The sequence below is a fragment of the Streptomyces sp. NPDC058880 genome, from assembly GCF_042742535.1.
Classification (GTDB): Bacteria; Actinomycetota; Actinomycetes; order Streptomycetales; family Streptomycetaceae; genus Streptomyces.
On record NZ_JBHYMC010000034.1, the window covers coordinates 13,932 to 35,321 of the forward strand.

Genomic DNA, 21,390 nt, shown 5'->3' on the forward strand with positions numbered 1-21,390 from the left:
TTGTTCGGAGGACGTTGAGAGCGCGTTGAGAACGGTCTGCGAGAGTCCTCCCATGAACCTTGCGACATCGTCGGCCGAGACCACGGCCATGAGGGAGCGGTACGACGAGAGTCGTACAGCAGGGGTCGCTCATCGGTTCAGCCGCGTCGGCGGCGCTGCGCAGCCAGGTAGGCGGCGCTGCGGTCTCTCGCCAGCCGGTCGAGTGGGGCGGCGATGCCCTGCGGCAGGCGCAGCGGATCGAAACCGGGCTCCGAGGCGGGGACCTCCGCCCGTTCGAGGGTCAGGGTGCCCAGCGTCACCGACTGCTCCGAGGACCACAGACGGGTGGGGTCGTGGACCTCGTCCTGGGCGGCCGGAAGGTGGGCCACAAGGTCGAAGCGATCAGGCAGTTCGGCGTGCAGCCCGGCACGGAGATAGTCCCGCGGCCGGCTGCGGGACTCCTCGGGGATCAGCGGCTGCGCCGCGCGGAGCGGCCGCCAGCTCAGCCGGGCCCACAGGGTCATACCGGTCGGGTCCAGCAGACCGAACGCATGCACCGAGTGGTACGTCAGGCCCGTGAAACTCGCGGCAGGGCGGGCCTGCTGGGCCAGGTCGAGGGCGACGGCCGCCTCGGGGTGGCGGGCCACGTACGCGGGTACGGCCGTCGCCGGGTCCGGGGAGTTGGCGGCCCGGAGGAACTCGACCATGTCCGCGCCGGTGCGTGCGAAGAAGACCGGAAGAGTGAACATCACAAGGTCGAGGCCGCCGATCCGGGCGGCCATGCCGTGGTCCGACGGGTCCCCGTCGTGCCCGTGTGCGCCTCCGAGCGTGCTGGAGAAGCGGACCGTGGCAGGAGTGCTGGATACGGCGAAGAGCTCAGCCGTACTCAGGGAGGCGGCGATCTCCGACGGAGTGAAGGCACCCGCCGCCCAGGCACCTCGGGTGTGCAGGAGACGGTCGCTCGGATCGGCGCCTGTCGCCGAGGCGACCTGGTCGGCGAGCCGGGCGCCGTCTTCGAAGGAATGACTGCTCATGGCGGTGACGGTAGGCGGCCCGGCCCGACGGGCGCATCGGTCACCGTATCGGTCGCATCTGACTGCGACATCCCCCTCGCTCGCGAGGGGAAGCACGTGTGGTGTACGGGGAAGAAGCGGGGAGCACGGAAGTGAATCTGTACGGACGGGATCGAGAGCGGCAGGAGCTCGACCGACTCCTGGAGGAGGCACGGAGGGGAAACGGATCGGCCCTCGTGCTCTGGGGAGATCCAGGCATCGGAAAGACGGCGTTGCTCGAGTGCGCCGCCGCCCGAGCGGCCGGCTTCACGGTCCTGGGTTGCCGGGGCAGCCGGATGGAGTCCAGACTGGCCTTCGCCGCCCTGCACGGGCTGCTGTGGCCACTGGTCGACCGGATCGGCACGCTTCCGAAGCCGCAGGCCGACGCGCTTCGCGGGGCCCTGGGACACACCCAGCACGCGACCGACCAATTCCTGATCGGCGTGGCGACCCTCACCTTGCTCACCGAGCTCGCGGCTGAGGAACCCTTGCTGATCACCGTGGACGACACGGACCAGTTGGACGAGCCGACTGCGGCGTGCCTGGCCTTCGTCGCCCGACGGCTGGACACATCACGGGTGGCCATGCTGCTCGCCGCCCACAGCGATCCGGCGGCCGAAGGCCCCTGGGAGGGCCTGCGAGCGATCGGCCTGGCCCCGATCCGCGACGCCGACGCGGAGCGGCTGGTCCGCACCGAACATCCGACGGCACCCGAGGAAGCCGTGCGCCGTACCGTCGCGGCCGCCTGCGGAAACCCGCTGGCACTCCGGGAACTGCCGACCCTCACGGCCGGCCCGGGGGCGCGGCTTCCCGTCGGCCCCCTACTGCGCCGCGCCTTCGGAAGCCGCACCTCGGTACTCTCCCCCGGTGCGCGGTCTCTGATGCTCGTCGCGGCCGCGGAGGACCGCGGCGATCAGCACCTGGTGCGCGCCGCGGCTGCGACGCTCGGGGCCGGCGCGGCGGCCTGGGACGAGGTACTGCGGTCGGGGCTTCTCTCCCTCCAGGGCCCCTCGCTCCGGTTCAAGGCACCGCTGGTCGGAGCCGTCGTGTACGACGCGGCCTCCTTCGCCGAACGCCAGGCGGCCCACAGGGCCCTGGCCCAGGCACTCGAGCGGGACGCCACCGAGGAGGGACTGCGGGCCTGGCACCTGGCAGCGGCCACCGACGTGGCCGACGAAGCGGTGGCGGAACTGCTGGAACGCACCGCACGCCATGACGCGGCCTCCGGCGGCAACGCATCGGCCGTCCGAGCACTGCTCCGGGCCTCCGAGCTGTCGCCCGACCCCGTTGACGCGGCCCGCCGCCTGTCACTCGGGGCCCTCGCGGCCTGGGAGTGCGGGCAGGTGGCCAGGGCTCGGGATCTGCTGGACCAGGCGGGCCGGCTGGCGCCCACGCAGACAGTGGCGCAGGACAGCGGCGGTCTGAGCGGCCTCATCGAGTTCGCTCACGGCGACCAGGAAGTCGCGCACCGGCTGTTGCTGCGCGACGCGAGTTCGGTGCCGGACCGTACCAAGGCCATGGAACTGGCCTGCCTGGCGGTGCGGGCCGGCTGGGCCGCGGGATCCCCCGACCGGCAAGCCGCGGCTTTGCGCCGGTTGTCGGAGCTGACGTGCGGGGCGGAGACGCCGGAGGCGAGCGTCCTGTCCGCTCTCGCTCCGTGGTGGAGCGAGGGCGAAGCGGTGCCGCCCTTCGCGGAGGATGTCACGGCTCCTCTCGGCACCCTGTCATGGCGGCTGATGCCACCCGCACCGCTCGCCGCGGCGTGGGGTGCCGAGCGGGCGGTCTCCGACGTGCTCGGCCGCAAACTGGAGGTGATGCGTCGTACGGACGCGACGAACGCCCTCGTCCTGACGGTGCCGCAGACAGCCACCCTGGACATCGTCACGGGTCGCTGGAGCCAGGCCCGCGCCAGCGCCACGGAGACGCTGCGGCTGGCCGAGGAGATAGGAGCCGACCACGCCGCCTCGCAGTGCCGCAACTCCCTGGGCTGGCTGGCCGCGCTGAGCGGTGACGAGGAGGAGGTCGCCGAACTCAGCGCTGTCACCCTGCGGCTGTCGGTGCCACGGCGCGTGCGTGCGCTGACCGCCGCCGCCTACTGGAACCAGGGCCAGGCCGCCCTGTTCGCCGGGCGCGCCGAGGAGGCGCTCGAACTCCTGGTCCGGCTGACCGAAACCGGTCATGACGCGGCCCACGGCACCTTCGCGCTGCTCGCCGCTGCCGACACGGTGGAAGCGGCCGTCCGGGCCGGTCGTCCAACGGTCGGCGAGGCCGCCGCCGAAATCCTCGGTTCCTGGGCCCGGCGCGCGGGCGTGCCCTGGGCCGTTGCTGCGGCGCACCGCAGCACGGCGTTGCTCAGCGGCGACCGGGCGGAGGAGTGTTTCGAGCGGGCGCTCCGCGTGCCCGGGGCCGCCGACCGGCCGTTCTGGCACTCCCGCACCCGTCTGCTCTACGGGGAGTGGCTGCGCCGGGCGAAACGGCGCACCGAGGCACGGCTGCATCTCGCCGAGGCCGCCGAGACCTTCGCCCGGCTCGGCGCCCAGCCGATGCTCGTACGGGCACGCAGTGAACTGGAGCTGACCGGGGCCCAGCCGAGGCCGGCCGGCGTGGCCGAGGAGTCCATGCTGACACCTCAGGAGCTGCGGGTGGCCAAACTCGCCGCGGAGGGCCTCACCAACAAGGAGATCGCCTGCCACCTGCTGATCAGCCCCCGCACGGTGGGCCACCACCTGTCCAACGTGTTCCCGAAACTCGGGGTGGTGGCCCGCTCGGAGCTGGCCCGTGTGGACTTCGACAACGGGCTGCGGATGATCGCGTGAGGGCAGGAGCCATCGCCGCTCACCTGACGGATACGGTGACCGATGCCGGGACGCGCGCACCTGCCTAGCGTCGTCGGCATGAACGACGCAGCCTTCACCACCATCGTCGTCGGGGGCGGTTCCGCCGGAGCCGTCCTCGCGACCCGTCTCGCCGAGAGCCCCGACCGCCGCGTGCTCCTGCTGGAAGCCGGCCCCGCCTACGCACCGGACGCCTACCCCGCGGGGGTGGCCGACAGCGGCACGCTGGGCGGCTGGACCGGGCACGACTGGGGCTACCGGTCCGAGCCCGGGTTCATCGGCCACCCCGTCGACGCCTTCCGCGGCAAGGTCCTCGGCGGCAGCTCGGCCGTGAACGGCTCCGTCGCGGTGCGTTCCCTGCCCTCGGACTTCGCCCGCTGGTCGGAGCGCGGTCTCAAGGGATGGACCTACGGAGACATCCTGCCCGCGTTCAAGACGCTGGAGGCCACCGAAGCCGGCGACGACGAGCTGCACGGCCGCTCGGGTCCGCTCCCCGTCTCCCAGCTCACGCGCAACGACCTCAGCACCATGCAGCGCGCCTTCGTCGACGCTGCGCTGGCCGACGGCATCCGGCCCACCGACGACTTCAACGGCGCCGACCCGCACGGCGTGGGACCGTACCCGATGAACGTGCGCGAAGGCGTGCGCGTGAACACCGGCATGGCCTACCTGACCGAGGAAGTCCGTTCCCGGACCAACCTGACGATCCGTGCCGGTGTCCTCGTCGACCGCGTGCTCTTCGACGACGGGAGGGCGACGGGCGTACTCCTCGCCGACGGCACCGAGCTGCGCGCCGCCGAGGTGATCCTCAGCGCGGGCGCCTACGGCAGCGCGGCGATCCTGCTGCGATCCGGCATAGGTCCGGCAGACGACCTGCGCGCGCTGGACATCCCGTTGATCGCCGATCTCCCGGTGGGCCTGAACCTCCAGGACCACCCCTTCTACTACAACGCCTACGCCGCCGATCCCGACCTGATCGGCGAGCAGACACCTGTGATCGGCGCCAAGTCGTGGACGGCCAGCTCGACCGCAGCCGAAGGCGAACTGGATCTCCACATCACCGCCACCCACCTGTTCGACCACTCCACGAGCCCGACCGGCGTCGGCTTCGTGCTCGCCGTCGCCCTGGTCCGCCCCCATTCCCGTGGCACCCTCACCCTGGTCAGCAGGGATCCGGCGGAGGCCCCCAGGATCGACCTCAACTTCCTCGCCGAACCGGAGGACCGCCGCCGGCTCCTCGAAGGCGTCAAGCTCGCCCGCCGGCTCGGGGCCACCGAACCTCTGGCCGGGCTGGTCAAGCGTGAGCTCAACCCGGGCCCTCAGGCGAAGGACGACACCGAGATCCTGGCCTCCGTACTGACCACCCTGGACACGTACCACCACCCGACGTCCACGGCTCCGATGGGAGGCGAGGGCGACCCGGCGGCCGTCACCGACCGGCTCGGCGCGGTGCGCGGAGTGCCCGGCCTGCGGGTGGTCGACGCATCGATCTTCCCCGACGTCCCCTCCGCCGCCACGAACCTCACGGTCATCGCCGCGGCGGAGCACATCGCCCGTCAGATCTGAGCCGACGCCGCAACGGCCGTTCCGCTGGCGTGGCCGGCCGTAGTCCGGTCTCCGACCGGGTCCGGCCACCGCAGGCCGAGCGACGGATCACGTGACGGATGCGGCGCGCGCCCCGCACGGACCCAGTGGTGCCGTGCCGCCCGGGCAGGTCCGGCCGACGGCTCCCTGACCCGGTCCGACAGGCATACCTGAAACAAGAGGACAGCAATGAGCACCAACGAGTTCGACAACATCGTCGTGGGCGCCGGTTCGGCTGGCGCGGTGATCGCACGGCGCCTGGTGGACGCGGGCCGCAGGGTCCTCCTCCTGGAGGCGGGCCCCGTGGACGACACCGAGGCCATCCACGACCCCACCGGCTCGATCCAGCTGTGGAACAGCGCCTGGGACTGGGCTTTCCAGACCGAGCCGCAGACCTACGCGGACGGCCGCCGGCTCCCCTGGCCGCGTGGCAAGGGACTGGGCGGTTCCAGTTCGTTCAACGGCATGATCTACGTCCGGGGCGCCGCGGCGGACTACGACTCCTGGGCGTACCAGGGCGCGGCGGGCTGGTCCTGGCAGGACGTCGAGCCCTACTTCCGCCGTCTGGAGGCCTTCGAGGGAGGTGCGGCAGGAGGACGCGGAACGGACGGACCGCTACACGTCCAGCGCAACCCCGGGCCCGACGCACTGGTGCGGTCCTGGGTCGATGCGGCCCAGCAGTACGGCCTGCCGTTCAACGACGGCTACAACAGCGGCGACCAGTACGGAGTGAGCTACACCGAGCACACCATCAAGCACCACCGCCGCCAGTCGACGTGGGTGGCCTACGGCCGCCCGGTGCAGGACAGTCCCCTGCTCACCGTGACCACCGGCGCCCTCGTGACCCGCATCGTGTTCGACGGTGACCGCGCGACCGGCATCGCCTACGTCGTCGAAGGCGAGGAGCGCATCGCCCGGGCCGTGGACGACGTGGTCCTCTCCGGCGGCGTCTTCGGCACCCCTCAGCTGCTGATGCTGTCGGGCATCGGCCCCGCCGACCACCTGCGTGACCTCGGTCTGCGGGTGCGGGCCGACCTGCCGGGGGTGGGTCAGAACCTGCAGGACCACTGGTCGGCTCCGCTGGTCTGGAAGTCCAGGCAGCCGCTTCCGGCATGGTCGGCACAGGGCCTGGAGGCCCACTACTTCGCCTCGACCCGTCCGGGCCTGCCTGCGCCCGACATCCAGCCGCTCTTCCTGTCGTTCGCCTACCCCGTACCCGGAGCCGACCTGCCGGAGCACGGCTTCTCCGCCATGGGCCAGCTGCTGCACCCGCACAGCCGCGGAGAGGTACGGCTGCGCTCCACCGACCCGACGGCCCCGCTGGTCCTCGACCCGAAGGTGTTCTCCGATCCGCGCGATCTGGAGACGCTGGTCGACAACCTCGAAATGCTCCGCGACATCGCCGCACAGGGCGCGCTCAAGGAATGGAACGACGGCGAAGTGCTGCCCGGTCCCGGGACGATGACCCGTGCCCGACTGCGCGACCACGTCCGGGCCACGGTCGTCTCCGGGCACCACCAGATCGGCACCGCCCGGATGGGTCTGGACTCCCTGGCCGTCGTCGACCCGGAACTGCGGGTCCACGGCGTGGGGAACCTCCGCGTCGCCGACGCCTCCGTCATGCCGCACGAGCCCAGCGGGAACACCAACGCCCCCAGCATCATGATCGGCGAGAAGGCCGCCGACCTGGTGCTCGGCCGCTCCGCGCGCTAGTCGATCACAGCAGGGGTGGTGCGGCCCCGCTCCGCCTCACCGCCCCCTCACCACCCCTGCCGGTCCCTCCCGCGGTACCCGGACTCATACCGGGACCGCACTCCTCAGCCTGAGAATGCGAGCACATCGCCATGCCCACCACGGTCACTGCCGCCGTGTCCCGAAACGCCGGTTCGGAATTCCTCATCGAGGAACTGACGCTCGACGACCCGCGCCCGGACGAGATCCTGGTCCGTTACGAGGCCGTCGGAATCTGCCACACGGACCTGGAGGCGGCCGCAGGCCACCTTCCCACCCCGCACCCGGTCGTCCTGGGACACGAGGGCGCCGGCACCGTAGAGGCGGTCGGCGCGGCCGTGACCGGTTTCGCACCCGGCGACCGCGTCGTACTGAGCCTGGACTCGTGCGGCGCCTGCCGCAACTGCCTGGCCGGCCAGCCCGCCTACTGCGAGCAGCACATCCCGCTCAACTTCCACGCCCGCCGCCCGGACGGCACGGTCGGCCTGCGTGACGCGGCGGGCCGCCCCGTCCACGACCACTTCTTCGGCCAGTCCTCCTTCGCCTCGCACGGCCTGGCGCACCCCAGGAGTCTGGTCAGGATCGCCGACGACAGCCTGCCGCCGAGCACGCTGGCCCCGCTCGGCTGCGGGATCATCACCGGCGCAGGAGCGGTCCTCAACTCCCTCCAGGTCCGGGCCGCGAGCACGGTGGCGGTCTTCGGTCTCGGCACCGTCGGCCTGGCCGCCCTGATGGCCGCCGTCGCAGCGGGCGCCACCCGCGTCATCGCGGTCGACCGCAAGCCCGAACGACTCCTGCTCGCCAAGGAGCTGGGCGCCACCGACGTGGTGGACGCCGCGACCGCTGACGCCGCCCAGGCCGTCATGGACCTCACGAACGGCCGCGGGGTGGACTACAGCGTGGAGTCAACGGGTGTCATTCCCGTGATGAACACCGCCGTCGCGGTCCTCGCGCCGCTCGGCACAGCCGCCGTCCTGGGAGTGGCCGCCTTGGACGCCGACCTCAACGCGAACGCCTTCGAACTCCTCAAGGGCCGCACCGTCACAGGTTCCGTGATGGGCCACCAGGCCCCGGGCGTCCTCATCCCCCGCCTGCTGGAACTGCACCGCCAGGGCCGCTTCCCCTTGGACCGCCTCATCAGCACCTACCCGCTGGCCGAGATCAACCAGGCCGTCGCCGACGTCCAGGCCGGCATTGCGGTCAAAGCCGTCCTCACCCACCACGCGTAGCCGTCACCCGGCACACCGCAACGCATGGACGATCGCACGCCGTCCCGCTCCAATCCAGCGGATTCCCCCAGTGTCAGAAGGCCCCATACGCATGCCCAGCTCCCCGTTCAAGCGCTCAGCCGTCGACCGCTCGCTGCCGCCAGAGGCGATGGGCGGTGCCTACCGGCCGATCACCGAGACCGGTGATCCAGTGCTTCACCGGCGCTGTGCCGACGTGGTGGAGTTCAGGACGCCGTATCTGGCCCGACTGCTGCGGGACATGTACTTCACGATGCACGCCGCTCACGGAGCCGGTCTGGCGGCCAACCAGGTGGGCGTCGACCTCAGGCTCTTCGTCTACGACTGCCCGGATGAGGAAGGCACTCGGCGTATCGGCCACGTCATCAACCCCGAGCTCCGGCTCGCCGGTGACATCTGGAGTACGCGTGGTGAAGGCTGCCTGTCCGTCCCCGGCGCCCAGCAGGAGCTGAGGCGCCTGACGGAGGCCACCGTGCACGGGCAGGACTGGGAGGGAAACGCCGTCACCGTCCATGGCACCGGCCTGCTGGCACGCTGCCTCCAGCACGAGACCGACCACACCGACGGAACCCTGTACCTCGACCGTCTCGGCGCCGAAGCCCGTACCAGAGCGCTGCACCAGATGCGCAGGAACCGCGCCCGCACTGTCGCCGAGCGCGACGAGCGAGCCCGGCTGCTGGCCACCCAGCCCCAGACCCGGTGACGGCTGATCCCCATGCGCGAGGGCGGATCCACTCCGCCCGCAGGCGACGTTCCCCAACTACCGGACGGCTCCTCGACACCACAGCGGGGCAGTCCCACCAGCGAATCCGGAAACCACCATGGCACGACCGTGCAAGACCGCCGTCTCCCGTCCCACAGCCTTCGCACGTGCCCTCGTCGCCGCTGTCAGGGCCGTGTCGGGACCTCTCCTGGCATTCGCTGCCGTCTACCTCGTCGCGGTATGGACGCCGTTCGGACAGCGGGCGGAGAACGCGCTGGTGGTCGGCTATGCCGACGGTGCGTGGATGGCCGACGCCTCCCAGTCCTGGGGGCCGCCGCCGCTGACCCAGGACCTGGAGACCATCGCCGTGGGCCTGACCGCGATCGCCTCCATCGCCCTCGCCCGGAGGCGTTGGCTCGCCGGCTGTACGGCGATCGTGACCGTCCTCGGCACCATCGCCGCGTCACAGGTGCTCAAGAACGTTCTCCTCATCCGCCCGGACCTCGTGGGGGCGGACGACAACCTCGTCGAGGTGAGCTTTCCGAGCGGCCACGTGACACTCACCGCCACGCTCGTCGCAGGTGTCTCGCTCGTCGCCCCGGAGCGTTGGCGGCCCGCCCTCGCCGCCGTCGGTGCCGCCTGGCTCGCGTTGACCGCCGGAGCGGTTCAGGCACTTTACTGGCACCGGCCGAGCGATGTGTTCGGCGCAACACTCCTGGCCTGCGCGGGCTACTGTGCCGCCCACCGCTTCCTGCACTCCGGCAGCAGACCGAGCATGCCCCGGCCTCTGGCGTGGACAGCGCTCCTCCCGGCCGTGGCGGCCGCCGCGACAGGCGCCGGCCGCGAGGGGACCGTAGCGGGCCCACTCGTGTTCGGCTCTGCCGCCTGGATCTGCGCGGCCCTCCTGTGGATCACCATCGCCCGCACCTCGCCTCGGGACCCATGCCCCGCACCGCCACGGCGATGACAGCACGTCCGCGCGTGCCGCCGGACGCACCGCCCGTCCACAGCCTCCACACGACCGGGCCGATCGCGCTGACCCGGCGCACGGCCAACTCCGATGCGGCTCTTGCCGCACACACCCCATAAGGAATCACGTGAGCAAGCAGAAGCGGACTCGTCGCTCCGTCACCCTCGCCGCCGCAGCCGCCGTCGTGGCGGCCGCCTCCGTGGCCTCCCTGCCCCTCGCATTCGCGGACGCGGACTTCGGCGCGGACAGGGCGGCGCCTAAGCCCACCGTCGTCCTGGTTCACGGGGCCTTCGCCGACGCCTCGGGCTGGAACGGCACCGCCGCCAGACTGCGCGACCAGGGCTTCACCGTACGGGCGGTGGCCAACCCCCTGCGGGGCCCGGACTACGACGCGGCCTACCTGCAGAGCCAGCTCCAGAGCGTCAAGGGCCCCAAGATCCTTGTCGGCCATTCGTACGGCGGCGCCGTCATCACCAACGCGGCCACCGCCATACCCGACGTCAAGGCACTCGTGTACATCGCCGCGTTCATCCCGGAGAAAGGCGAGTCGCTCGGCGGGTTGATGGAGCAGCACCCCGACACGGGCGCCCCGCCCCTGCCGACGGCGCCCTTCCCGTTCACCCGGCCCGACGGCACCAACGCCACCGAGGTCATGCTCGACCCCGCCAGGTTCCACGCCGCCTTCGCGGCCGACGTCCCGGCCGCGACATCCGCTCTGATGGCCGCCTCCCAGCGGCCGATCGCGGCGGAGGCTTTCGGTCAGCCGCTCAAGAACGCGGCGTGGAAGAGCATCCCGTCGTGGGCTCTGGTCGCCAGGAACGACCAGGCGATCGGCCCGTCTCTGGAACGCTTCATGGCCAAGCGTGCCGGCGCCCGTATCACCGAGGTCAACGGCTCTCACGCCGTCATGGTCAGCCGCCCCGACGCGGTCACGAACCTCGTCAAGCAGGCGTACCGAGCCACTCGCTGACACCGTCGCACCGCCACCGGCCAGCTCTTCTCTTCCGAACGTGCCCCCGCCGATCAGCGCAGGGCCCGCTCCCACCTCCAGGCACCACCGATCGGATCACCTCAATGCCCGTCAAGACGTTCCTCGCCATCTCCGGCAGCCTCCGCCGGTCCTCCCACAACACCGGCCTTCTGCGCGCCCTGCAGGCACTCGCACCGACCGGCGTCACCATCGACCTCTACCAGGGCCTGGACACCCTCCCCTTCTTCACCCAGGACCTGGAGAACGGGGCGGGACCGGCCGCCGTCGCAGATCTGCGCCGACGCGTACGCGAGGCGGACGGCGTCATCATCGCCACGCCCGAGTACAACTCCGCCATCCCCGGCGTGCTCATGAACGCCCTCGACTGGCTCTCCCGACCCGCCGACGGCGACCCGGTCCTGCGCGACAAGCCGACCGCCATCCTCGGCGCCTCACCGTCCCAGTTCGGCACCGCCCGTGGCCAGCTGGTCCTGCGCCAGATCCTCCACCGCATCCAGACTCCTGTCGTCGCCCATCCCGAGGTCACCGTCTTCCAGTCCCACCAGCGCTTCGCCGCCGACGGCACCTTCGCCGGCGACGACTTCACCGAGAGCCTCCTGCGGGCCCTGCTGGCGGAGCTGGTCCTGCTGACTGAGCACAAGTCCCTGGCCGGCATCGCCTGACCCGCACCGTCTCCGGCCCCGCCCTGGCGGGGCCAGCCTGGGCACCCCACCGAGGTCCCCCCGGTTGTCATGACTGATACCGTGACCGATTTCGCGAGGCAGACACCGCCGTAGTGTCGAAGCAGTCGGGGTTGTCGACCGACGAGCAGCTCTACTCGCCGAGCTCGTGGGACCCCCGCCCCGCACTGACGGGACCTCATCGCCCACCGGAACCGCCCGCACGCTCCCCCACGCCGGAGCCTGCACCTCACACATGCAAGGACCCATCACCATGCAGCACGCCCGCAACTTCATCGACGGCAAGTGGGTCGACTCGGCCAAGCAGACCGAGTCCCTGAACCCCTCCACCGGCACGGTCCTCGGCACCTTCGCCGACGCAGGAGCGGAGGAGGCGACAGCAGCGATCGCCGCCGCACGTCGTGCCTTCGACACCACCGGCTGGTCGCGTGACCGCAACCTGCGCGCCCGGGCGCTCTTCGAGATGGCCGACCGCTTGGCCGAGCGCCGTGACGAGTTCGTCACGATGCTCGCCCGTGAGAACGGCAAGATCCTCGAAGAGGCCGCCTTCGAGATCGATCTCACGATCCCCAAGCTCCGCTACTACGCCGCGCTCGCCCTGAGCGACCACGGCAGCTCGGCCGAGGTCCGTCCCGGCCTCTACTCCATGACGCTCCGCGAGGGGGCGGGAGTCGCCGCCGTCATCGCGCCCTGGAACTCCCCCGTCGTCCTTGCCGTCCGCTCCTTCGCCCCTGCCCTGGCCGCCGGCTGTACCGTGGTCATGAAGCTTCCGGGCCAGACCGGTCTCGTCAACGGTCTGCTCAGCGAACTCGTCGCTCAGACCGAGAGCCTCCCGGCGGGCGTGGTGAACATCTTCACCGAGTCGGGCAACGACGGTGCGCCACTGCTGATCAGCTCGCCGGATGTGGACGTCATCAGTTACACCGGCTCCACCGTGGTGGGCCGCCTCATCGCCGCGAACGCCGCGCCCACCCTCAAGGCGCTCTCCCTGGAGCTCGGCGGCAAGAGCCCGATGATCGTCTTCGACGACGCGGACCTGGACGCCGCCGTCCCGGTCCTCACGAAGGCCATCACCACCTTCACCGGCCAGTTCTGCATGACCGGCAGTCGCATCCTGGTCCAGCGCGGCATCGCGGACGAGCTCCGGCGCCGCATGGTCGCCTCGCTACAGGCCGTGAAGGTCGGCCCCGGCGACGATCCGGCCAGCGAGATGGGCCCGCTCATCGACGAGCACAATGCCCGGCGCGTCGAGGGTGTCGTCGCCGACGCTGCCACGTACGCCAAGGTCCTCGTACACGGCCGACGCGACGGAGCGTTCCTTTCGCCCTCTCTGGTCGAGGTCGCCGACCTGAACGCCCCGATCGTGCAGCAGGAGGTGTTCGGACCCGTCGCCACCTTCGAGGTGTTCGACACCGAGGCGGAGGCCGTCACCCGGGCCAACGCCACCGAGTTCGGCCTGGCCGCCTCGATCTGGACCCGCGACGTCGACCGTCCGCTGCGTGTGGGACGCGAGATCGAGGCCGGGACGGTGTGGACCAACACCTGGGCGATCGTTCACGACATGTTCGAGGAGGGCGGCTTCAAGCAGTCCGGTGTGGGCCGCCTGAACGGAGTGCGCGGCCTGGAGGAGTTCCAGGAGACCAAGCACTACGTCCACGCCGCGCCCCGCCCCTGAACAGCGGCCGGCCCCGCCATCACATCCGATCAGGAGTCCCGTGACCGCCCCCGCCGAGAGCACCGTCCTCACTTCCCGCGGAGACATGGCCCTGATCGCCGCCCGGATCGTCGAGCACGGCCACGAGGAAGCGTTTCAGCGGTGGGCACGGGACGTCCTGGCAGCAGCAGCCACCATTCCCGGCAACCTGGGCGGCGGCCTCTTCCGCCCTGTGGATGACGGCGGCTCCTGGGTCGTCGTCCACCGCTTCCGGGACCGCGAAGCGCTGGAACGCTGGCTCAAGTCTCCGCTGAGAGAGAAGCTGTTCACACACCAGGAGCATCACCACGAGGTCGCCCGCCGGGAACTGGCCGGCCTTGAGGCTTGGTTCGCCGAACCCGGCGGGACGGCGCTTCCTCCGCCCCGGTGGAAGACGGCGGTGAGCTCCGCCATCGGCATCTTCCCGATCTCCCTGCTGGGCAGCGTGTACCTGGCCCCCTTCTTGACGGTGCTGCCGCAGGTGGCACGAACCGCCGTCTTCGCCTTGCTGTTCAGCGTGCTGATGACCTACGTGGCCATGCCCGTCGTCACTCGCGTGCTCCGCCGCTGGCTCAACCCCGACACCCCGCCTCGTCCCGTACCGAAGGAACGCCTCTCATGACCACAGCCATCATCGGCACCGGCAACATCGGCGGCCGACTGGCCGCGAACCTCGTCCAGGGCGGCGAAGACGTCCTGATCGCCGGCAGCGACCTCAAGGCCGCGCAGTCCCTCGCCACTTCGCTGGGCAGCCACGCCACGCCACTGACGGTAGAGCAGGTGATGGAGCAAGCGGACGTGATCGTCTTCGCCGTCTGGCTGGACACGATAAAGGAGTTCATCACCCGGTACGGCGGCAAACTGTCCGGCAAGATCCTGGTCGACCCGTCCAACCCGATCGCACCAGACGGTGCCGGCGGCTTCGTCAAGACCATCGGAGCCGGAGAATCCTCCGGCCGGCTCCTGGCAGACCTCCTCCCGGAAGGCGCCAAGCTCGTCAAGGCGTTCGGCACCCTCTCGGCCGGAAGCCTGACCTCCGCCTCCCGCAGGGCGCCCGAACGCGCAGTCGGCTTCTACGCGACCGATGACGACGCAGCCGGCCGGGTGGTGGCCGAACTGATCACGGCCGCGGGCTTCGACCCCGTCAAGGTGGGAGGCATCGACGAGTCGATCCGCATCGAGGTCTTCGGCGACCTCCACGAGTACGGGGCGCTCGGCAAGGCCGTGACCCGCGACGAAGCGTGCGCAGCCCTGTGACGCCGAGCACCTCGGCTCAACCCGGCAACCCCTCGATCTGAAAGAGCAAGCACATGACAGAGCCAAGGCCTCTCACCGCCACGGACCGGTTCGAGATCTTCGAACAGCTCACACTCCACCAGCGCTGCATCGACAACGACGCGAGCCGCGAGTCCGCCGACAAGTACGTGGACCTGTACTGGCCCGAGGCCACCTTCACCGTTCACGACCTGCGCAGCCAGACCTTCACCGGACCCGACGAGCTCAAGAACCTCTACGACTACGCGCACAGCGTGTTCCCGCTGGAGAAGTGGTTCCACGAGGTCGGATGGTTCGAGATCACCGGCGCCGGGGACGTCGCCACCGTGTCATGGCGCTGGCGCGTCAATTGGAAGCAGGACGGCGAAGGGGTGGTGTCGAGCGGCACATACCAGGATCGCTTCGAGCGCCGGGAGGGCGTGTGGAAGGTGATCGAGCGCGTCTCGGACATCGACCCGAACTGGCCCGCAGCACTCTTCCAGCCGTACGTCGACCGTCAGAACGAGCTGTTCAGGGCGTCCTGACCACCCACGAGACCCGAGGCCGCGGCGGCAAGACGGCCGCGGCCTTTCTCAGCCCCCGGCGCCGCGCGCCGGGGCACCCGTCGAAGTATGGGAACCGAACCGAACGCCCGGGCGTCGTTGCGGCATACGGAGTCGGCAAGCGCCCTACGCGCTGGATCTGGCACATGTCTCCAGGACAGTCCCGACGGGAAGCAGCCGCGTGAAGCGACTCCGCAATAGCCCGCGTGAAGGGCTCGGTCTCTCCAAGCGCACACCTGCGGCTGATGGGCGTCCCCGAACCGCGAGCTGACGGTCTCGGGCTCTGAGGCGGCCTCACCGGAGACCCAACCTGGCTTCACGGAACGTCACTACCGAGAGACGGATGGGGCTCCGGTGCCCAACAGCTCGAACCCGTGCTCCAGCCGCTTCAAAACTCCCATCCGTCGCACAGGAAAGGGCTCCGCCCAGCAGCCACCTGACAGAGGTGACGGCCCATCAGAACGCATGCCGTTCGTGCGTCAAACGTGCGTCACGTGCGTCAGATATGCGTCAGATATGCGTCAAGATATCGCACGTAACGCCCATAAGGCACACTCGGTAAACTTGCAGGTCAGCGACGCGTGAGGCGCAAAACGGACTCTAGATCAATGTGCATTATGTGCGCTACGGGCGCTACGTGCGGCTCCTGACGCACGCCGGAAGCGAAGCAGCACCTTCACAGACAGGGGAACGCCGTTGGGCGTTCGAAACGCCATCTCATGTCGTGGCGGACGGCGACACCAACTTCTTACCCGACGGTGGCCCCAGCAGCGGCATCTTCGATTCCCTGACCGCCGGCACCCCTGCAAGCAATACGCGAGCAGGTCGGCAAGCGGTGGGTGCCCGTCTGGAGGAGCCGCGCACGGATCGAGCGGGACAACCTGGACGAGCTGATTGCCGACGTCGACCAGACTCATGGCCCTACCGACCTGGAGGCTGTCGCTGCCAAGCGGGCCAAGCCCACTGGCCGCTCCTCCGCAGGAGCCGGGGCAGCAGGGTGAGCGGCGCGCTCATCCTGGACAGCGAGGGCCTGGCCGAAGCCTTACAACGCGACCGCGAGTCCACGAATGGCTCACCGCCGCTCGCGACGCCGACCTTCCCATGCTCACCGCGGCATTCGTGCTCGTCGAGGTGCCCCACCCCCGGATCAGCGACGTCGCGCGGGGGCGAAGCCCGAGGCAGGAAGCTGGCGGAGCCGCGATGCACCGGCCTGCTATGGGTGGCTTTCACGGCTGATCTAGATCGCCGAGGAGGGCGGTTCGCAGGGTGAAGGGCGCCGCCGCGTCGGCGCTGACGGCAAAGGCCACGAGCAGGCGGGGCAGCACGTGGTCGTCCCCCGCGCGCACAGCGCGAACAATATCGGCGATCAAGAGGTGTACGGGGGGTGAAGAGCACCAGGGCATGAGCGGTATCCCATGCGTTCCGACGCCTGCTGCCAAGACGCGGAGCGGCCAAACCCTCCGTACGTGTGACGCCTTCACCGATCCGAATCCACAAGCGCCCCGACTGCGAGCGCGGTCGGTACACAGGAGCTGCAGGCCTAGGTTCTGTCCGGCGGATCATGGTCGGAGCCAGAGTCTGATGGCTGCTGTGGTGATGGTGCCGTGGAAGACGTAGGCGCGTTTGTCGTAGCGGGTGGCGACGGCTCGGTGGTGTTTGAGTCGGTTGATGGTCCGTTCGACTTCGTTGCGACGCTTGTAGAGCTCGCTGTCGAAGCCGGCGGGCCGGCCGCCCTTGCTGCCACGGCGTTTGCGGTTGGCCCGCTGGTCCTTCGGCTCTGGGATCGTGTGCTTGATCTGGCGTCTTCGCAGGTGGCTGCGGTTGTGGCGTGAGCTGTATGCCTTGTCGCCGCTGACGTGGTCCGGCCTGGTGCGGGCGTGTCCGCCGCGAGGCCGGGCCACACGAATCCGGGCAAGGACTTCGGTGAACTGGGGTGCGTCGCCCCATTGGCCCGGAGTGACCAGGAAGGCCAGCGGGCGGCATCCGCCCTCGCCAGCGAGGTGGATTTTGCAGGTCAGGCCGCCCCGGGACCGGCCGATTCCCTCGTCGGGGCGGTGGTTTCGAGGCGTCGTTCTTTTTTCGGGACCCGCGGGGCGGTCTTGCGGGCCCCGGCCGCGTGCTGGTGAGCGCGGCACGTGGTCGAATCGACGCCCACCATGCTCCAGTCGAGCCGGCCCGCCAGATCGGTGTCGGCCTGGACCGCCCGCAGGATCCGGTCCCACGTGCCGTCAGCGGACCAGCGCCGATGACGTTCGTAGACGGTCTTCCAGCTGCCGTATCGCTCAGGAAGGTCCCGCCACGGGACCCCGGTCCGCACCCGGAACAAGACCCCGTTGACCACCTGCCGGTGGTCACCCCAGCGTCCGCCCCGCTGCCCGGCGGCAGGCAGGTGCGGCTCAAGCCGCACCCACTCCGCATTCGTCAGATCACCCCGCCCCATGCCCGGCCTAACGACCGGACAAGCAGACAGTCACAAGATCCGCCGGACGGAACCTAGTCCTCCGCGTGGGGGCCGGGCCCGGGTCGAGAGCAGCGGTCAGGGCGCGCACGTCCCGATCGTCGCGCAGCAGATCTCCCTCGCAACGGTGCTCCCGGTGGCTGTCCTCGCCGCTCTTACCGCGGGGGCTGGGACTGGGAGTCTGGCGATCTCATGCCGGTATGGGGGTTGCCGCTGGCTGGGCACCGTAGCCGCTGTCAGAAAATGCCGGCAGCGGCTTGGGCTCGGTCCTGTGAGAGATGTTGGAGATCGGGTGGGCGGTCTAGCAGTTGTTGGTCGGGGAGCCGCCGGTCCTGCAGACGGTGTAGCCGGTGGTGTTCTTGATGGTGCCGTTGTTGGGGCCGGTGACGATGATGCTTCCGCGGCCGCCGTTCTGGCTGTAGCCGTCGATGACCGCCCCGGCCGCGTTGGTGCCGTTGACGGTGAGGTTGTTGATGCCGGGTCCGCCGGTCAGGGTGCCACCGTTACCGCCCTGAGTTGTGATCACGTGAGTGGAGTTTGCCGTGCTGGAGGTGACCTTCGCGTTGAGGACCGCGACGGATCCGCCCTGGCCTACGGCGGTGATGCGGTCGTTGGTACCGACCCCCTGGACCGTCGCCGCGACGACCCCGGCGGCACTGCGGTCGCTGGAGGGGCTGATGCCGCCGCTGGCCCTGACGGTGTTCGCCTCTACCCGGCCACCACTGATGCCAGCGCCGCCCGTGCCTCTGGAGGCTGGGCCGCCCGTGGCGGTGACGTTGGTCGCCTCTACCTGAGCGCCACCGATGCCAGTGCCGCCGAGAAGTCCGCCGCGGCCGCCGATGGCAGTGACGGAGGCGGTGGCGGTGGTCGCCTCTACCCGAGTGCCGACAGCGATACCTGGGCCACCGACGCCACCGACGCCGCTGCCGCTGCCGCCGTCGCCGCCGCCGGCGGTGATGGTGGTCGCCCTTACTTGGGCACCGCCGATACCGCCGCCGCCGGCGCCGCCGTTGTAGCCGCTGCCGCCACCGCCTCCGCGGGCGGTGATGGTGGTCGCCTCTACCTGAGCGCCGCCGATGCCTCTGCCGCCGGCGCCGCCGATCAAGGCGGTGGGGTCGGTGCCTCCTTCGAAGCGGGTACCGCCGTTGCCTCCGGTGGCGGTGACGATGGGCGCAGTGACCACCGTGCCACTGCCGGTGATACCGTCGCCCCCGACCGTCGAGCCGACCCCGCCGGTGGCGGTGACCTTACTCGCGGTCACCTTGGAGCCGTCGGCAAGGCCGGCTCCGCCACTACCCCGGTTGACGCTTCCGACGGTGCCGCCGCGGGCGTCGACGGTACCGGTGCCGGTGACCGTTCCAGAGTTGCCGGCACCGGCGATACCGGTGGCAACGGAGCCGCCGTTGAGGTTGGCGGCGGCGCGGTTGAGGTTGATGGTTCCGTCGTTGCCGTTACGGCCGGGGCTGCCGGTGGCGGTGAGGGTGATGCCTTGGCCGTTGAGGGTGACGGTGCCGTCGGTGCCGTTGGTGGGGCCGATGGCGGGGTGTGAGCCGGTCGGCACGGTCACGGTGACCGTCTGGGCGATAGTGCTGGTGCTCTGCAGGGAGCCCAAGATGGGTCCGAGGATGATGATTTGGGTGATGTTCTGGGCGGCCGGGACCTGCAGGACCTGGCCGACGGGGATGCCGTTGGCACAGGTGATGGTGACCGCGACCTGCGCGCAGCCGGGCACTGCGGCATGCGCGGCCGGGATGGCCGCCGCGCTGAGACAGGTGGTCAGGACCACCGAGGCCGCGAGGATCGTCAGGCCCGTACGTCTGGCAGGAAGCTGAGGGGATCGCATAGGGGGCGTCGCCTTCCTGGGCTGAGAGGGGTCCTCTTTGCGTGCCGCGTGGAGAGGCGTGATCCACGCTTTCCTGGTCTGTATGTGCCCGCCTCCTCCGCAACGAGACGGACCCGAACGGGTGAGAGGTGTTGGCCATGGGCCAGAGCGCCACTACAGCGGCTTCGCCTCGCCCCCGGGCACCGTCGGGAAGTCGATCTGCCGCACCGTCTCCTTCGGGGGCCGGGATGCCAACGGCTGTGTCGATGCTTCCCAAGGCCGGGGTGGCCGTGCGGGGCTGGCGGCCCGGGCCTCACTATCCGGCTCCCACACTCGGTCCGTGGACAGTCGTAGCCGGCGCAGGTGGGGCTGCCGTCCCGGCAGGCGCCGCAGGGGTGTTGTCCCGACGTTGGACGAGTTGCCGAGGACGCGGGTGTACGCGGTGAAGGCCGGTGCTGCGCCGGTCAGTAGAGTCTTGGCCAGGGCGGAGGCGGCGACGCCCTGCTGGGTGACCACACCCGCGGCGTTCGCGGCGAGTAGACCTGTGGAGCCCATCACCAGCCCGCCGACCCGCCCATCCGCGATCAGAGGCCCGGGCTGACCTCACACCAACCGTTCAATCCGCAACAAAAGCCCCTCCGAAGCCAACTATTGACTCAAAGGCGCATGGGAGTCGTCCTGCCGTAGGGCTGGCGAGGTCATGAGCGTGCGGACGGCTTTCCCGAAGGGCGCGGGACCGTGACAGAGGAGCAGCGCCGGTCCGTCGGCCGTCTTGCCTCGCAGTTCACGGTCCCGCCCCGGCCCGTGTTCTGGATGGTGCAGGTGTCCGTGTCGGCTCCGCCGTTGACGGTGCCGAAGCCGGGGCCAACCACCAAGGGGACCCCGCCGATCCCGCGGATCCTGTCGTCGCCGCTGCCACCATCGACCACGCCACTGCCCGTCGATCCGACGCTGGCCGCCGCGATGTCATCGTTTCCCGCGCCGCCGAGGACGGCGCCCTGGCCGCCGACGAGGCCGCGGACGGCGTCGGTGATGATGGTGTCGTTGCCGTCGTCGCCGCCGAAGCGACCGGAGACGATGCCGGTGAAGATAGTGTCGTCGCCAGAGCCGCCGCCGACACCGCCCCGGGTGAAGACGATGCCGGAGATGGTGATGTTGTCATTGTCGCCGCGGCCCTCGACAAGGACGTCGACGTTTCCGGTGCAGATGATGCGATCGTCGCCGTTGGTGCCCATGGTGCCGGATGCGCCGTTGACGGTGCACACGGGTTGGGCGTGAGCGGGCGGGGCCAAGGCCAGCAGGGCAGCAGGGCAGCAAGGCAGCAAGGCAGCGGGCAGGGTGGCCCGGAGCGCGATCAACCGGGTGCGACGGGAGGCACTGCCAAATACGGTCATGGTCAGCATGCAATCTGTACGAGCCCGGGGTGACCGACCCCGGAGACTCGGCCCCCGCAGTGTGTTGGATGGCCCCGCCCTCCCACCCCTGCACGCGCAAGATCCTTCGGCTGCAGGACGCGCACAACGGCCCGCACGACGTGCAGACGCAGTACCAACGCTCACCCGAGAGCCACGCGGCCCAAGCGCAGAAAGACCTTTCACTGCCGATTGCCTCACCGCCCAGGCCCCACGCGGAACCCTCCCCCCCCTGCCGGTACAACCCTCACCGCGGTGAGCGCGGCCTCCGGCTGCTCTAGCCGCTCCCAGAGGGCACGGACGAGGCGGGCGCGGTTCTGGAAGCAGTGCACGGCGCCCTGGGCGACGCTCCAAGGCACCGTGGTTGCAATGTGATTGTGCGAGCGCGGTCCGCGCTATGCCTTCAGATGTGCGGCC

The 21,390-nt window shown here is 70.3% G+C and carries 16 protein-coding genes and 1 pseudogene; 13 read left to right on the forward strand and 4 right to left on the reverse strand.

Annotated elements, in window-relative coordinates:
* Positions 1–137: 137 nt before the first annotated feature.
* Entirely contained in the window at positions 138–1,013 is an 876-nt protein-coding gene (locus tag ACFW2G_RS19950) for a catalase (RefSeq protein WP_384581624.1), read from the reverse strand.
* A gap of 131 nt (positions 1,014–1,144) precedes the next feature.
* On the opposite strand from ACFW2G_RS19950, the gene ACFW2G_RS19955 reads away from it, so the two are divergent.
* The 13 genes and pseudogenes from ACFW2G_RS19955 to ACFW2G_RS20015 form a co-directional block, all read left to right on the forward strand.
* Positions 1,145–3,847, forward strand: a complete 2,703-nt coding sequence (locus ACFW2G_RS19955; RefSeq protein WP_384680996.1) for an AAA family ATPase — start codon at positions 1,145–1,147, stop codon at positions 3,845–3,847.
* Between the two features lie 78 nt (positions 3,848–3,925).
* Entirely contained in the window at positions 3,926–5,431 is a 1,506-nt protein-coding gene (locus ACFW2G_RS19960) for a GMC family oxidoreductase (RefSeq protein WP_384581620.1), read from the forward strand.
* A 207-nt stretch (positions 5,432–5,638) separates the two neighbouring features.
* The gene (locus tag ACFW2G_RS19965) at positions 5,639–7,162 is read left to right on the forward strand and encodes a GMC family oxidoreductase (protein ID WP_384581618.1); all 1,524 of its coding nucleotides are present in this window, start codon (positions 5,639–5,641) and stop codon (positions 7,160–7,162) included.
* Between the two features lie 131 nt (positions 7,163–7,293).
* Positions 7,294–8,409, forward strand: a complete 1,116-nt coding sequence (locus ACFW2G_RS19970) for an NAD(P)-dependent alcohol dehydrogenase (protein WP_384581616.1) — start codon at positions 7,294–7,296, stop codon at positions 8,407–8,409.
* A gap of 91 nt (positions 8,410–8,500) precedes the next feature.
* Entirely contained in the window at positions 8,501–9,130 is a 630-nt protein-coding gene (def, locus tag ACFW2G_RS19975; RefSeq protein WP_384581614.1) for a peptide deformylase, read from the forward strand.
* Positions 9,131–9,248: 118 nt separating this feature from the next.
* The gene (locus ACFW2G_RS19980; RefSeq protein WP_384581612.1) at positions 9,249–10,097 is read left to right on the forward strand and encodes a phosphatase PAP2 family protein; all 849 of its coding nucleotides are present in this window, start codon (positions 9,249–9,251) and stop codon (positions 10,095–10,097) included.
* Between the two features lie 130 nt (positions 10,098–10,227).
* Positions 10,228–11,070 (forward strand): alpha/beta fold hydrolase, encoded by an 843-nt coding sequence (locus ACFW2G_RS19985; protein ID WP_384581610.1) that lies wholly within the window; start codon positions 10,228–10,230, stop codon positions 11,068–11,070.
* A 104-nt stretch (positions 11,071–11,174) separates the two neighbouring features.
* A complete protein-coding gene (locus ACFW2G_RS19990) occupies positions 11,175–11,753 on the forward strand; it encodes an NADPH-dependent FMN reductase (RefSeq protein WP_384581608.1) in 579 nt (192 codons plus the stop codon).
* Between the two features lie 271 nt (positions 11,754–12,024).
* Entirely contained in the window at positions 12,025–13,446 is a 1,422-nt protein-coding gene (locus ACFW2G_RS19995; protein WP_384581606.1) for an aldehyde dehydrogenase family protein, read from the forward strand.
* Between the two features lie 40 nt (positions 13,447–13,486).
* Complete coding sequence (locus ACFW2G_RS20000; protein WP_384581604.1) at positions 13,487–14,086, forward strand: antibiotic biosynthesis monooxygenase; 600 nt, start codon at positions 13,487–13,489, stop codon at positions 14,084–14,086.
* The gene (locus tag ACFW2G_RS20005) at positions 14,083–14,721 is read left to right on the forward strand and encodes an NADPH-dependent F420 reductase (RefSeq protein WP_384581602.1); all 639 of its coding nucleotides are present in this window, start codon (positions 14,083–14,085) and stop codon (positions 14,719–14,721) included. Before ACFW2G_RS20000 ends, ACFW2G_RS20005 begins: the two co-directional genes overlap by 4 nt.
* Before the next feature lie 53 nt (positions 14,722–14,774).
* Entirely contained in the window at positions 14,775–15,263 is a 489-nt protein-coding gene (locus ACFW2G_RS20010; protein WP_384452170.1) for a nuclear transport factor 2 family protein, read from the forward strand.
* 1,015 nt (positions 15,264–16,278) lie between these two features.
* Positions 16,279–16,442, forward strand: a pseudogene (locus ACFW2G_RS20015) (DNA-binding protein); the annotation flags it as partial.
* 398 nt (positions 16,443–16,840) lie between these two features.
* Here the strand turns inward: ACFW2G_RS20015 and ACFW2G_RS20020 are convergent.
* From ACFW2G_RS20020 to ACFW2G_RS20030, 3 genes are all read right to left on the reverse strand, one after another.
* A protein-coding gene (locus ACFW2G_RS20020; protein ID WP_384581600.1) for an IS5 family transposase occupies positions 16,841–17,721 on the reverse strand; the annotation gives its coding sequence in 2 pieces (ribosomal slippage) (positions 16,841–17,361 and positions 17,361–17,721; 882 coding nt in all).
* Positions 17,722–18,040: 319 nt separating this feature from the next.
* Positions 18,041–19,582, reverse strand: coding sequence for a hypothetical protein (locus ACFW2G_RS20025; protein WP_384581598.1), 1,542 nt, complete (start codon positions 19,580–19,582; stop codon positions 18,041–18,043).
* 677 nt (positions 19,583–20,259) lie between these two features.
* On the reverse strand, positions 20,260–20,964 hold the full coding sequence (locus ACFW2G_RS20030; RefSeq protein ID WP_384581596.1) for a hypothetical protein: 705 nt from the start codon (positions 20,962–20,964) through the stop codon (positions 20,260–20,262).
* Positions 20,965–21,390 lie beyond the last annotated feature (426 nt).

What these genes read in the sequence shown, in the direction of transcription:
- ACFW2G_RS19950 (WP_384581624.1), bottom strand. Translation starts at nt 1,013, where the DNA reads ATGAGCAGTCATTCCTTCGAAGACGGCGCCCGGCTCGCCGACCAGGTC.
- ACFW2G_RS19960 (WP_384581620.1), top strand. Translation starts at nt 3,926, where the DNA reads ATGAACGACGCAGCCTTCACCACCATCGTCGTCGGGGGCGGTTCCGCC.
- ACFW2G_RS19965 (WP_384581618.1), top strand. Translation starts at nt 5,639, where the DNA reads ATGAGCACCAACGAGTTCGACAACATCGTCGTGGGCGCCGGTTCGGCT.
- ACFW2G_RS19970 (WP_384581616.1), top strand. Translation starts at nt 7,294, where the DNA reads ATGCCCACCACGGTCACTGCCGCCGTGTCCCGAAACGCCGGTTCGGAA.
- def (WP_384581614.1), top strand. Translation starts at nt 8,501, where the DNA reads ATGCCCAGCTCCCCGTTCAAGCGCTCAGCCGTCGACCGCTCGCTGCCG.
- ACFW2G_RS19980 (WP_384581612.1), top strand. Translation starts at nt 9,249, where the DNA reads ATGGCACGACCGTGCAAGACCGCCGTCTCCCGTCCCACAGCCTTCGCA.
- ACFW2G_RS19990 (WP_384581608.1), top strand. Translation starts at nt 11,175, where the DNA reads ATGCCCGTCAAGACGTTCCTCGCCATCTCCGGCAGCCTCCGCCGGTCC.
- ACFW2G_RS19995 (WP_384581606.1), top strand. Translation starts at nt 12,025, where the DNA reads ATGCAGCACGCCCGCAACTTCATCGACGGCAAGTGGGTCGACTCGGCC.
- ACFW2G_RS20005 (WP_384581602.1), top strand. Translation starts at nt 14,083, where the DNA reads ATGACCACAGCCATCATCGGCACCGGCAACATCGGCGGCCGACTGGCC.
- ACFW2G_RS20010 (WP_384452170.1), top strand. Translation starts at nt 14,775, where the DNA reads ATGACAGAGCCAAGGCCTCTCACCGCCACGGACCGGTTCGAGATCTTC.
- ACFW2G_RS20025 (WP_384581598.1), bottom strand. Translation starts at nt 19,582, where the DNA reads ATGCGATCCCCTCAGCTTCCTGCCAGACGTACGGGCCTGACGATCCTC.
- ACFW2G_RS20030 (WP_384581596.1), bottom strand. Translation starts at nt 20,964, where the DNA reads ATGCTGACCATGACCGTATTTGGCAGTGCCTCCCGTCGCACCCGGTTG.